This window comes from Erysipelatoclostridium sp. MSK.7.34 (genome assembly GCF_019041935.1).
In the GTDB taxonomy this organism is placed as follows: Bacteria; Bacillota_I; Bacilli_A; order Erysipelotrichales; family Coprobacillaceae; genus Thomasclavelia; species Thomasclavelia ramosa.
Genome location: NZ_JAHPYJ010000041.1, coordinates 1 through 13,119 on the forward strand (window position 1 = coordinate 1; position 13,119 = coordinate 13,119).

10 protein-coding genes and 1 pseudogene are annotated in these 13,119 nt (G+C 30.9%); 6 read left to right on the forward strand and 5 right to left on the reverse strand.

Going from position 1 to position 13,119, the window contains the following annotated elements; genetic code table 11:
- The 3 genes and pseudogenes from KTF99_RS16115 to KTF99_RS16125 all read left to right on the forward strand — a co-directional run.
- A pseudogene (locus tag KTF99_RS16115) lies at positions 1-497 on the forward strand (hypothetical protein); the annotation flags it as partial.
- A 362-nt stretch (positions 498-859) separates the two neighbouring features.
- On the forward strand, positions 860-1,099 hold the full coding sequence (locus tag KTF99_RS16120; protein WP_008791134.1) for an AbrB/MazE/SpoVT family DNA-binding domain-containing protein: 240 nt from the start codon (positions 860-862) through the stop codon (positions 1,097-1,099).
- Complete coding sequence (locus KTF99_RS16125; protein WP_035110463.1) at positions 1,089-1,706, forward strand: DUF998 domain-containing protein; 618 nt, start codon at positions 1,089-1,091, stop codon at positions 1,704-1,706. The genes KTF99_RS16120 and KTF99_RS16125 overlap by 11 nt, the downstream gene beginning before the upstream one ends.
- Before the next feature lie 607 nt (positions 1,707-2,313).
- Here the strand turns inward: KTF99_RS16125 and KTF99_RS16130 are convergent.
- On the reverse strand, positions 2,314-3,036 hold the full coding sequence (locus KTF99_RS16130; RefSeq protein WP_008792843.1) for a discoidin domain-containing protein: 723 nt from the start codon (positions 3,034-3,036) through the stop codon (positions 2,314-2,316).
- Positions 3,037-3,602: 566 nt separating this feature from the next.
- On the opposite strand from KTF99_RS16130, the gene KTF99_RS16135 reads away from it, so the two are divergent.
- Both KTF99_RS16135 and KTF99_RS16140 read left to right on the forward strand, forming a co-directional pair.
- A complete protein-coding gene (locus tag KTF99_RS16135; RefSeq protein WP_217215645.1) occupies positions 3,603-9,410 on the forward strand; it encodes a lamin tail domain-containing protein in 5,808 nt (1,935 codons plus the stop codon).
- A gap of 148 nt (positions 9,411-9,558) precedes the next feature.
- A complete protein-coding gene (locus KTF99_RS16140; protein ID WP_081723977.1) occupies positions 9,559-10,671 on the forward strand; it encodes an IS110 family transposase in 1,113 nt (370 codons plus the stop codon).
- A 127-nt stretch (positions 10,672-10,798) separates the two neighbouring features.
- Here KTF99_RS16140 and KTF99_RS16145 read toward each other — a convergent pair whose 3' ends face one another.
- From KTF99_RS16145 to KTF99_RS16155, 4 genes are read right to left on the reverse strand one after another with little or no spacing between them, the layout of a single operon-like run.
- Positions 10,799-11,362: a hypothetical protein gene (locus KTF99_RS16145; protein ID WP_029482337.1), complete on the reverse strand. Its 564-nt coding sequence runs from the start codon at positions 11,360-11,362 to the stop codon at positions 10,799-10,801.
- 14 nt (positions 11,363-11,376) lie between these two features.
- The gene (locus KTF99_RS16150; protein WP_008792839.1) at positions 11,377-11,553 is read right to left on the reverse strand and encodes a hypothetical protein; all 177 of its coding nucleotides are present in this window, start codon (positions 11,551-11,553) and stop codon (positions 11,377-11,379) included.
- Positions 11,554-11,567: 14 nt separating this feature from the next.
- The gene (locus KTF99_RS17475; RefSeq protein ID WP_256443956.1) at positions 11,568-11,696 is read right to left on the reverse strand and encodes a hypothetical protein; all 129 of its coding nucleotides are present in this window, start codon (positions 11,694-11,696) and stop codon (positions 11,568-11,570) included.
- Between the two features lie 48 nt (positions 11,697-11,744).
- The gene (locus KTF99_RS16155; RefSeq protein ID WP_226825677.1) at positions 11,745-12,035 is read right to left on the reverse strand and encodes a DNA methyltransferase; all 291 of its coding nucleotides are present in this window, start codon (positions 12,033-12,035) and stop codon (positions 11,745-11,747) included.
- Positions 12,036-12,040: 5 nt separating this feature from the next.
- Between KTF99_RS16155 and KTF99_RS16160 the strand changes: the two genes are divergently transcribed.
- Positions 12,041-12,493: an ATP-binding protein gene (locus KTF99_RS16160; RefSeq protein ID WP_158550419.1), complete on the forward strand. Its 453-nt coding sequence runs from the start codon at positions 12,041-12,043 to the stop codon at positions 12,491-12,493.
- Positions 12,494-13,119 lie beyond the last annotated feature (626 nt).

Genomic DNA, 13,119 nt, shown 5'->3' on the forward strand with positions numbered 1-13,119 from the left:
TGGACGTGCTGGGTGTAACGCCCAATGAATTATTGTCGGGAGAATGGAAGTATATCGACCACACCGAGCCATATATCATGGATATTATCAAACGGGAACAGGACTTCAATGTTTCTTTAGATTATCTGTCTGAAAATGAATTTTTCGATAATGAAAACGAATACAGATTTTACAAGGTATATAAACTTATACAGTATATCCATAACTATATTACCAATGAGGTTACAGAGTTGGAAGAACTTATGGAAATCAAGCAGTTGATACAGCATCAGAAAATAGAACGCATGATGAAAGTGCATAAGGAAATGCGAGGGTTAGACCGATACAGAGAACAACTGAAAGAATACAAATACCACGACCCTTATGCTGACTGGATATTCCGTCAACTTGCAGATATTGACAACAGAAACAACATACCAGACACTTCGCCACAATTAGACTTTAATGAAGCGGACTATGAAGATTATCTAAAGGCGAAATGGAACAGAGGTCTTTGATTTTCCTCTTGCATGGAAGATACAGCAAACAAAAAGCCCAGTAAAGAGTGCAAAGCACCACCAATGGTGGCAAGGCTCTTGACAGGGCTTTTTCTTGACTGTGGTGGGTAGCCAAGAGGAAGAAAGGGATAAAAGCTAATTTATGATAAATCAGACAAAGGCGACGCAGGTATTGCAGTATGAACTTGTATTACATAAGGATAGTAACTGGAAGATTGTCGGATAATTGGCAAAGTAAGGCGTGTATCTCTTTTATAGGTACACGCTTCTTTAAACTTGACAGGTCTTATTATTTTTGTTATATTTTTATTGCAAGTATGAAAAGTATAACAAAATAGAAATGTTAGATTGGAGATGTGAAAATGTCAATGAAAAAAGGACAACATATATTTGGAACAGTTAAAGTAGGGGAAAAAGGACAAATTGTTATTCCAAAAGAAGCAAGACAGATTTTTGATATTAAATCAGGGGATACCTTATTAGTGTTGGGCGATGAAGAACAAGGGATAGCGATTGTAAAAGCGGACGTTATGAAAGAATTAGCTGTGAAAATATTAAAAGGACTTGGTAAATTAAGTAACGGTATAGAAGATGAAAAATAGCATTATGACTATATTGCCAATAGTTTTCATCTTAGATTTACTTATTCCTTTTATCTTAGCTCCAGCATATAAAGGGTATAATCATTTAATACAAGTTATGAGCGTTCTCGGGAATAGTAAGGCTCCGCTACATATTATATACAATGCGTGGCTGGTAGTCTTTGGAATTACCTTAATAGTGATTGATTTCAACGTATATGCGATTATTTCAGAGAGTTCCAAACTGATTGCAGTAACACTTTTTGTAATATTGTTGATTTATGCAATCGGAGGGTGTATTCTTTCTGGTTTATTCCCTGTTGGGGAAGTAAAAAGTCTTGCTACTCTTTCAGAAAAAATACATGGGTATGGTTCTGTTATTGGTTTTATGTGCTTAGCATTTGCACCACTTTTTCTAGGAATTTATGCATATAAAATAAATAACATTAAATTCTTTTATTTCAACATAGGGTGTTTCATATTAGCAATATTGTGTTTTTCATGTTTTGTTATGGGAGATAAGCCTAATTACAAAAATACAGTTTTAGCCTTTGAAGGCTTATGGCAACGGTTATCATTACTGTTTATGTATTTACCTTTGGGATGTTTAATATTACTGGAAAAATAAATTGTTAGGAGTGAAATCTATGATAGGACTTAAAAACGAGATATAAAAAAGCGTTAAAGTTTGAAATCAAATGAAGTAATCAACGGAATAAACAAAGAAAATATAGGGAGATGCACAGTTATTTGTGCTATCTCCCTTTGTCGTTTTATCATCATATCAAGGCTCATTCAATCGTGGTAAATCTGTGGTAAAATGAGTATTTCCTATACCTCAAAATGTTTAAAAGTGTAGTGTTTATGCGGATAATCTAAAATTAAATATAAAATTTCTTAAAATACTTATAAAGCTTATCTTCAATGGCACCTGACTTCATACAGATAATGAACTTAATTAATTCATTAAAAGAAAGTTTTCTTTTTCTTGTAAAATCTAAATAAGGATTAAAAAGAAAATTTTTTTCTGTTCGAAAAGTGCTTTAAATATGATTCTGGATTTATCAATACTTCCGGAAAAGTTGATTTTTTAAATTATTATGCTAATCGAATCGATATGTAAAATAGCTATTGACTTAGGTTAAATTTTGCGAGAATTAATACGACTGGATCTAACTGGTCCTATTTCTTTAGAAATTATCGATTCAATATCAGGTGGATGTTTTCCACCTTTTTTAATTCTTGGATAATCCCTCAAAATTAAATTCTGCTCCACCTGCAAATTTTGCTCCATTATTAGATGAAGTCGCAACAAACTTAATTTGTGTTGCTGTTGTAGCTTCTTTTAAATTTACATAAATAGGATTTACTCCTTCATAAACAAAATTTCCTTTAGCAACTTGTTTCCATTCAGATGAATCAACTGCTAAATCATCACCAACAGGTCCATTATAAACCCATAATTCATATCCTTGAATATTTCCATTTGTCTCTTCACCTTGTTGTCTAGGTGTATAAGAAAATGCTTGAAATGTTTCTTCACCTTTTAAATTAATTACAACGTTATGAGGATATTCTTGGTCACCAGTTCCCCCACCATAATTAGTATGCCAAATTGAATTAACATCACCGTCTAATAAATTTTGTGCTGGTCCATCACTTGGTCCTGATGGGTTATGAAAACTATCAGCTGTCGCTGTCCAACCATTACGATTAAGTGCCGGTACAACTGGAGCATCTTTTTGCTCTTTAGTTGTTTTAATAATAAATTCTTCGCTGCCTGTCGCTGGTTCAAACGTTGTTTTAGCACGTTTATTTTCAATACTAGTAGTTTTTAATTTATTATCTACTGTTGAAAATTCCCTTTCAATATACTCGTTTCCAATTGTTACAATGTTATTTGAATTAGTTACTTCAATATCAGAAGCTGCTAATGCATCTAACTTATTTGTATTCATTGGAACACAAGATAAGTAAGAGCTAAAACTAATGAACCTTTTAAAATTTTTTTCATTTTTCTTTCCTCTTTATCTTTTCTTAATGTATGTTTATATTTTTAGTTAAACTACTGGTGATTTAGTTCATATTAAAAATACATTAGATATTCTAGCATATTATTTATTTTAATTATTTCTGTAAATTAGTAATCATTTTGTATAAAAATGGCTATAAATATGTTGCAGGCTTAAAAATATGTAAATTTGCTGTATTAAAAAGGATAAAATTTATGTTAATTAAATAAAATATCTGTCTGGTTTGACGTTTTGTCAAATAATAGTTTGTAAGTGGCAGATTTGTAGGTTTCCAAACGAATTGAATTTCCTTATATCCAGTGGACTTAGTCTTTGTTAAATGTTAACATGGTTTATTTTAAAGTCTAATTTGCTATTTTAAAATAATTTTATCAAAGTAAATATTTAGTAAAGGTTATATAAAAGAAAATTAAGGAAAAAATTACTTAGTATTAACATACTTTGTTGATGATTTTGTTATATTACCTTTGTAATACTAGGAGGACGAAAAAATGACGAAGGAAAAATCAAATAAAGTAATTAAAGCCACAATGGCAACCTTGGTGACAACTCTTGTTGTAGGTAGTAATAGTGCTATTTCATTACAAGCAGTTAATAATGATAATAGTGACACAGCTATCTTAAATGAAAATAGTGTTACATCACCAATTATTATTAGTGAAATAGTTGCTGATAGCCACCAGAGTGATATGACAACAACTAGTGGTAGAGATGCATTTGAGTATTTTGAATTGTATAATACTAGTAATCAAAGTATTAATTTAGATGATTATCAAGTATTATATGATAATGGTAGTACTATTAGTGAGTGGAATTTACCTGCTAATACAATTTTACCAGCTAATGAAGCTTTGATTGTTTGGATTCAAAATGAAGAAAGTAAAGATTTAGATTTAGCTTTGTTTAGAGAATATTATAATTTGTCAGCTGATGAAGGACAAATTGTTAAAACTGAAAATATTGTTAGTGGTTTTTCTAATAGTGGTCAAAGAGAACTGCGAGTTACAGTAAAAAATACTAAACAAATTTTAAGTTCAGTTATTTATAATGATGAAGATGTTAAAGTACAAACAAAAAAAGGAATTAACTTTATTTACAATTCTGGTAGAATTCAAGAAAGTACTTTTAGTTATGACTTGGATCCTACACCAGGTAGTTTGATTGAACAACAAAAATTAGAAAGTAAGTATCAATTTGTAACAGTAAGTGATGGAATTGTTACCATTAATACTGTTCAAGAAATCAATGCCGGCGAAGCTTTGGTTGTAAAAGCTACGACTAATTTACCAGGAGTTATTTTAAAAGCAACTTTAAAGGTAAATGATAAAGAATATGATATGACATATGATAGTGACGGTAATTATGTTTATAGTGTCCCTGCTAGCGAAATTAGTAATGAGGATCTTTTAAATATTACTGCTACTTTTAATGATGGTATTAATGAAATTACTAGTGCAACTCAAACAGTTACTGTTAATGAAGGGGCGGTTGAATTTGCTTCACCATTGTTGATTAGTGAATTATCACCAAATAGTACTAATGTTTCTGGTAGTGATGCGTATGAATATTTACAGATTTTTAATGTTAGTGACCAAAGTGTAGCTATAAATAATTACCAGCTTGTTTATGTTAATGGTAATAAAGAAACAGTTTGGAAATTAGATGATGATATTGTCTTAGATGCTAAAGAAGTATTAACAGTTTGGGTTGTTAATGAGACAGTAGAACAAACTGGCTTAACAGTTGCAGATTTTAATAATAATTATGGTACTAATTTTGTCGCTGGTGATAATTTTACAACTATTCATAGTGATGGAATGAGCAATAGTGGTACTCGTGGATTTAAAATTATCACTAATACTAATCAAGAATTAACATCGGTTAATTATACTGCTAGTGATTCTAGTAATGGTAAAATCGACACAGATGAAGCTATTTATTATAATTACACTTCAAATTCCGGAGTGCCAGTTTATGATAATGAAGTAACATTAGGAAAATTAAATAGTCAACAATTAATTACGGGGCGCTATATAACACCAGCGATTGTAGAAAACCCTGAAGTAGAAGTTGGGGCAGATAGTTTTGTAAGTGCAAATAGCAATTTCACTGTCAGTGTAGAAAATACTAATCTTACAAACACAATTATTGATGCTAAGTTAAATTTATATCAGGATGGAAATGTAGTAGCCAGCTATGATTTATTATATACTGATGGGATTTTAAAGGTAGATGTACCTGCTCAAGATTTAGCTGCTTATTCAAATTTAACATATGATGTTACTATTACTGATGGTTTTAATAAGGTGACTTCTGTTAAGAAAACTGTAGTAATCGAACAGCCAGGAATGATTGATCAAAGTAAGGTTGCCCCCTTGGTTATTAGTGAAATTATGCCTGATAGTTCTAATGTCGGTGGCAGTGATGGTTATGAATTCATTGAAATTTATAATAATTCAAATTTGGATATTAATTTAAAAGATTATAAATTGTATTATAATTATCCTGATCAAGGTGTAGATGGTGATGTTATCTGGTATGAAACTAATGAGGATAAAATTATCAAATCACATGATACATTAGTTTTTTGGATTAAAAATGGTACTAATGATGATTTACAAATTAGTGATTTTAACAATAAGTTTAATACTAATCTAGATAGTGATCATTTAATTTCGATTTATAATGCTGGAATGGCAAATGGTTCGGCTCGTGGGTTAAAAATAACTTCTAATATTAAAGATGTTTTAGATTATGTTTTATATAATATGGATGGTGTTGATGATACTGCAGCTGATAAATCAATTGTATATCAAAATAGATATGATGGTTCAACTTTTACTAGTACGCTAATCGATAATAGCGCTGAACCAACACCAGGAACAGTAACTGAAAAACCTATGTATGAGGCTGTTTTACCAGAAACTGTTTCTTTGATAGAATACAAAGATCAAACACCAGCTACTTTTAATGAAGCTAACGATTTAACTTTCTCGCTTGATGCTAAATCTAACGATACAACAATTAAGAGTGTTTACTTGTATTTAAAAGATAATAATAGCGAAGATTTTGAAGTTTATAATTTATTACGTAATTCTGGTGATAATTTTTCAAAAACATTACCAGCAGTAGATTTATATAATAAATCATCATATACATATTATTTTGCTATTAGCGATGGTTATCAACAAATAACAACACCAGTTAGCACAGTTAATAATGAAAAACCAGTTTCTACTGGCGATCAAATTAATATTAGCGAAGGTGCGATTATTAACCAAACTGAACAAATTATTGGTACCGCTAATAATTTGATAATTGATGATCAGGATGTAACTGATAAAGCAGTCAAATCAATTAACGGAAACGCACGAATTGTTTTTGATACTACTCAAACAGATGTTTTCTTTAAAAATGCAGTTGCAATTGGAAATGATGTAATTGGCGTTTTCAATGAAGGTACTTATAGTGACTGGCGGACATATGCTTATGATATTAATGCTAGCTGTTTTGACAGTGATTCAAAAACAATTACTATTGCTTTCCATGCTGGTAATAAAGCTAATGCTTTAGAACACAATGTTGAAAATAACGATGACTTTACTATAAAGAATATTAGATTAACATTACCAGATGGTACAACTTTAAGAGCTGGTCAGTATAGTGCTGTTTATGGTCTAGGAGCAGTTGAACATACTGAAGATAACTGGAAACCAGATAGTCCAGTTGAAGTTAATGATATTACCCCTGAAAAAGAAATTAGTATGGGTGATGGTACAAGCAAAGTTGAAATTTTATATGCTACTTTCACATTAGATGATCAAAACTTTAATGCTTTACGTTATGATCTTGATACAACTGCGTTAGAAGATGGTACTCATAGTGTAACAAGTGGTAGCAAGACGGTATCATTTGTTAGTGATAATACCGCACCAGTTATTGAAACTAATATGGTTGAAGGTCAAATTTATCATAATGGAACTATTGAAGGTAGTGCCCAAGATGCTATTTGTGATACGAGTACTTTAATTGCTGCTCTTGATGGGGAAGGAATTGAATTGCCTTATGATTTCCGTTCATTAGAAATGGAGCCAGGTAATCATCAATTAGTATTAACAGCTTCAGATATGATTGGAAATGTTACTAGTAAGGTAATAAATTTTGTAACACCAGAAGAAAATGCAGCAATTAATGGGGAAATAACACCAGTAAGTGGGACAACTGTTAATGGTGATCCAACATTTAAAGTTACTGTAAGTGATAGTACTGATGATTTAATGCAGGTTGCTTTCAAACGTGGTGAACGTTATCTATTAGGTGATGCTAATATTACTTCATCTAGTGGTATTAGTCAGATTGCCGGTAATAATACTCAGGATTTCAGTGGTGATTCTGGTGATGGATTCCCTTATCAACAGTTTGATGTTAAAGTAACTGGTGATATAAGTGATGATGCAACTGTTAAGATTGATTGGAAAGGTAAATCTAATAATCAAAAGACTTTTATGTATGCTTATAACTATGCAACTAATACTTTTGATAAATTAGATACGGTTATGGAAATTGATGGTGAAACCATGAAATTAACCGGTGAAGTAATATTAAAAGATCACTTACTTGATCAAACAATCAAAATTATGGTTCAAAATGGTGAAGGATATACCCCTGATCAATATAGAGAAGATTTTACTGGTGCAATGTCTAATCCAGCAGATACACCAAGAGAAAACTATGATTTTACATTTGCTGTTGAAAGTGATACTCAATATTATAATGAAGACTTTGATGGCAATCCAGATCAAGATGTTGATGGAAACTATCAATATCAATTAGATATTCATAATTGGTTATTAGCTAATCGTGAACGGATGAATATTCAGTATTTATTCCATGATGGTGATATTATTGATGATGAAGATCAAGTGCAAGAATGGATCAATGCTGACAATGCTTATAAAATGCTTGATGATGCTAATATGCCTTATGGTGTTTTAGCTGGTAACCATGACGTTGGTCATTTAAGTGGTGATTATACTTCTTTCTCCAAATACTTTGGTGAAGATCGTTATAATCAAAACCCATGGTATGGTGAAAGTTATCAAGACAATCGTGGACATTATGATTTAATTACTGTTGATGGCATTGACTTTATCATGGTATATATGGGGTGGGGTATTGGTAATCAAGAAATTCAATGGATGAATGATGTTTTAGCTCAGTATCCAGAAAGAAAAGCAATTTTGAATTTCCATGAATACCTATTAGCTAGTGGTGGTTTAGGTGAAGAACCACAAAGAATTTATAATGAAGTCGTAGCTGTTAATCCTAATGTTTGTATGGTTTTATCTGGTCATTATCATAATGCTCAAACAGTAGTATCGCAGTTTGATGATAATCATGATGGTGTTAATGATCGTAATGTTTATCAAATGTTATTTGATTATCAAGGTTTAGCTCAAGGTGGTATGGGTTATATGCGTTTGATGCATTTTGATAATACAAATGGACAAATAATTATTAGAACATATTCACCTTCATTAGATGATTATAATGCTAAAGATGAAAGTAATATTGGTGATGTAGCTGATATTAATGGTGAAGAAGAATTTGTAATTAATTATAGCGATTTAGGAATTACACCAGTTCAAAAACAAATTGAAACAACAAATTTAGATGTTAATATTTATACTGATGATACTTTTGGTACAGTTAATGATGTAAGAAGTAATCAAGAAATCAGCTATACATTAGAAAATGCTCCTCATGGATTATTTGGTTGGTATGTTGAAATTAGTGATACTAATGGTGGTTTAACAAGATCAAATGTTAATTATGTTAATATTGATAAACAAAATATTAAACCAACAATAGTATTACCTGATGATGAATTTAATAAGATTGCTGTAGGAACAGATTTTGATCCATTGAAAGATGTTAAAGCTTTTGACAGTCAAGGCAATGATTTGACTAGTCAGATTGTTGTATTAGGTAGTGTCGATGTTGATAAAGCTGGTAGATACGAATTGACATATCAAGTAACTGATTGCTTTAACAATGTTGCTATTGTAACTAGAGTAGTAGAAGTTGTTGAAAATGATGACGATCAAGATATCAATGTTCAACCAGGAAACGATAGTAGTGTAAATGGAAATAATAGTACTACTAGTTCATCTGCCAATGCACCACTTACCGGTGATCTTGCTAATAGTAATTATTTAACATTAGCAGTTGTAAGCTTAATGACTTTTATAATAATGATCAAAAAATATTTAAAAAATCTAAAAAATATTCATAAATAATGAATTAAATTACATAGAAATAGAGAGTGTAATATAAACTGTGTAAGTCAGTAGCGTACGGATTGACTTCACAGTTTTTATTGTGAAACAAAAACCACGTGCTATTGAAGTGAACCCAGAAAATTGGAAACTTTAAAAACCTATTGTAATTGACTTATTTAACTGTCATGAACCTTTCTTCTTTCCTAATAATTCTGATGGTTTTGATTCTTTTATCAAAGCTGTTAAAAAATTTAAATCACCTAGACATATTGTAGGCTTAGAAGCCATCGGTCATTACGGTGACAACCTTATCAGCTTTCTAATCAAACAAGATTATGAGGTTGCTTTAATTAATCCATTAACCACTGATGCCAAGCGCAAGTCTAAAATCCGCAAGACTAAGAATGATAAAAAAGATACTTTTCTTATCTGTTCAGTACTCTTTGACAGAGACTATACTAAAGTCACTCAGCATAAACTCGATATGAAACAGGTTCGAGAATTAACCCGTTATCACTCTTCAATTACTGAAGATATCAATCAAAAGAAAAACCGTCTTCAAAAGTGTATCGATATCGTTATACCCGAGTTTAATTCATGGTTTAAAACCAAGTATTCCAAAACTTATATGGCTGTTTTAAAAGAATTTGGAAGTTCTTATAATTTAGCCAAAGCTAATCTTACTCATCTCAAAAACGTTCTAAACCCTAAAAACAAGGGGTATCATGTAGAGATAGATGCATCATCTCTTCGTGATAATGCAAAGAAATCTATTGGCGAAAATAACGAAGTTATTGCTCTTGAAATTAAGATGCTTATTGAAAATATTGAACTCTTAACCAGTCAGCTTAAAACTATAGACAAAAAAATAGAAGAATTAGATGCTAAACTAGATTCTCTTATCTTCTCGATTCCCGGCATTGGGATTTATACGGGAATGTCTATTTTAAGCGAGATTGGTGATATCCATAACTTCAGCTCTGCTGTCAAAGTCATGGGATTTGCAGGTGTAGACCCCGGTACTTATCAGTCCGGTGAATACAGCGCTCCTCAAACAGCATTGTCTAAACGTGGTTCGCGCTACCTAAGAAAAAATCTATATCAGTGCATTCTTACAGTATGCAAATACAATCTCACTTTCAATAAGTATTATAAACTAAAACGGTCACAAGGTAAATCCCATAGATGCGCCCAGGGCCATTCAGTACGAAAACTTATAAGAGTAATCTATAAATTATTGTCTGAAAACATACCATTTGATGAAAGACAGCTGATTTAAAAATATTTAACTTAATATTTTTAAAATTCTGCATAAAGCAGTAGTTTTCAGTGTACACAAAATTCACTTTTCAAAGAACTAAAAAATATTTCAGCTAATTATCAAAAATCACTTGATTTATATATAGTTAGCTTTCCTGTAAAAATTCTACTTCTCCATTCAGTATATTTTTTGTATTAGGTATCTGCAACCACGCTCTTTCAAGTTCATCATTGCAATATTCTCTCACTTTATCTGGCAGGCTTTCCCAGATTTCTTTAAATTGAAGTGATTGAGATAATCTCCACTCAGCTACATCTTCTCCTCCGTATTGACCATACTGATATTGATCGCATGCATCAAAATGTTTGTGAAATGCAATATTTTCAACACAATTAACTATCGCTTCTTTTACTTTAATGTTTTGTAATTCTTCATTTGATAACTGACCTAAAATATGATATGGAATATTTACATTCATAGTGGTTAAACGTATAATTATTTCTTCGATTGAAAAATTGGCATTACTTGAAAATTCATTCAGATAGTCGAGTATTTTATTCCCCTCGTTATATTTATCATTTAGAAACAGGTATAAGTTATCGTCTAAGTCATTATTGCCACTTAACTTAAAACTGTGAAAACTTATATCAGTATATGGTTCAGCATATAGATCCCCAAATCTGTCACCTCCAGGATAATTAATAATCAATTCCGTTTGATTTGTTAGATGAATAATATCTCGATGATCATAATAAAAATCGTTTCTTTCATCAATGTTTTGCAACTAAACTCATTTTCAGGAAATTCAATTTTAATGTATGATATTACATCGTGTATTTTTAGTTGTTTTGTTTTTTCGATAAGATTTTCAATTTTAGTTTTGATTAATTTATTTTCCATATTTTTTCTCCTTGTTATAATCCTAAATCATAATCATTTTCTAATTTCTCATATCCGACAATACTTTCATTAGAATATGTAATACGATTGATATCAATTATAGTAGCTTCTTTATTCAGCTGTTCTTCTATATTTTTTTTCATTAGATTAAAATTTTCTTTTGCTAAATTTCTTTTTTCTTGTGAGGTATTTTATATATTTTCAACTCCTTCAATAACGATTGCATTTCTAGACATATTCAATGCAGCCACGGCTAAATTACTGCTTCCAGCAAACTGATCAAGAATAATTTCATATGGAAGCGATATATAACCGATTATTTCCTCTAGCAACTCGACAGGTTTTTCAGCCTGATGCACTCTCTTAGTTATACTTTTTGGTTGATAGTTAAACTGCGAAGGAAGCATACCTGATGTTCCGCTCATGTAATGAACAATTAAATTATTTAAAATTGAAATCAGCATATTCATATTTAAATTCATTAATAATGAATAATGAAATAGATGAAGAACAACTACAGGTAATGCATAAAATATTGAATAAGGAAGTAATAGCCAAGGAGGAAAATAACAGACTTTATAATGTAAAGGTAGCAGCATTTTCTTTCTTAAGAAAAGTTGACGATTATGATTTTAATTTTCAGCCAGGCATAAAAGAAGAAAAAATAAGATCGATTATTGAATCGGATTTTTATGAAAACGCAACAAATGTTGTTTTTATAGGTAATCCAGGTACGGGGAAAACGCACTTAGCAATAGCAATTGCATATACAGTAGCCATTAGACGTAATAGTGTATATTTTATTAAATTTAATAAATTAATCAATATTCTAAGACAGGCAAATTTCAAGAGTTATAACTTCGTTGTTCACCAATGGATTTCTTTGCATTGGCACGAAGAGATGATGTGTCTGTATCCCCATGGTTTCCACTGCTTTTAGGCTTTAGAAGATGAGTGAGAATGGCACCGGCTAAATTATAAGAACTTCCAAATTCTTTTAAAACAGCCGTATAAGCTTTGGAATATTTGGTTCTAAACCAAGTATTGGACTCAGGAATAACGATATCAATACATTTTTGAAGTTACCTTTTCTTTTGATTGATATCTTCAGTAACAGAAGCATGATGACGAGTTAATTCACGAGCTTGTTTCATATCGAGCTTACGCTGAGCGACTCTAGTATAATCTCTATCAAAGAATACTGAACAAATAAGAAAAGTCTCTTTTTTATCATTGTTAGTCTTTCTTATTTTGCTTTTGCGCTTGGCATCAGTTATTTATCAACTTGAAAAATTTGGTCGCTCGCATATCAAAGCATCTTAGGTTCTTTTCTATAAATATCTTCTTTTTGAGCACATGTATAGATGCTCTATTTGTCATACAATTTTAAAGGTTCAAATATATCTGAAATGCAATTATGTGATTCATTCAATAATTAGCATTTTTAGACTTTACTTTTAATGGTTATTGAAACTGGAATAAACATTAAATATGTTTGTATCCCAGCTACCCTTATCGCATTAGACTGTTCTCGAAAAGTGGGCTGTCACGATTCTTTGAAGAGAT

What these genes read in the sequence shown, in the direction of transcription:
- KTF99_RS16120 (WP_008791134.1), top strand. Translation starts at nt 860, where the DNA reads ATGTCAATGAAAAAAGGACAACATATATTTGGAACAGTTAAAGTAGGG.
- KTF99_RS16125 (WP_035110463.1), top strand. Translation starts at nt 1,089, where the DNA reads ATGAAAAATAGCATTATGACTATATTGCCAATAGTTTTCATCTTAGAT.
- KTF99_RS16130 (WP_008792843.1), bottom strand. Translation starts at nt 3,036, where the DNA reads ATGAATACAAATAAGTTAGATGCATTAGCAGCTTCTGATATTGAAGTA.
- KTF99_RS16135 (WP_217215645.1), top strand. Translation starts at nt 3,603, where the DNA reads ATGACGAAGGAAAAATCAAATAAAGTAATTAAAGCCACAATGGCAACC.
- KTF99_RS16150 (WP_008792839.1), bottom strand. Translation starts at nt 11,553, where the DNA reads ATGGAAAATAAATTAATCAAAACTAAAATTGAAAATCTTATCGAAAAA.
- KTF99_RS17475 (WP_256443956.1), bottom strand. Translation starts at nt 11,696, where the DNA reads ATGAAAAAAAATATAGAAGAACAGCTGAATAAAGAAGCTACTATAATT.
- KTF99_RS16155 (WP_226825677.1), bottom strand. Translation starts at nt 12,035, where the DNA reads ATGAATTTAAATATGAATATGCTGATTTCAATTTTAAATAATTTAATT.
- KTF99_RS16160 (WP_158550419.1), top strand. Translation starts at nt 12,041, where the DNA reads ATGAATAATGAAATAGATGAAGAACAACTACAGGTAATGCATAAAATA.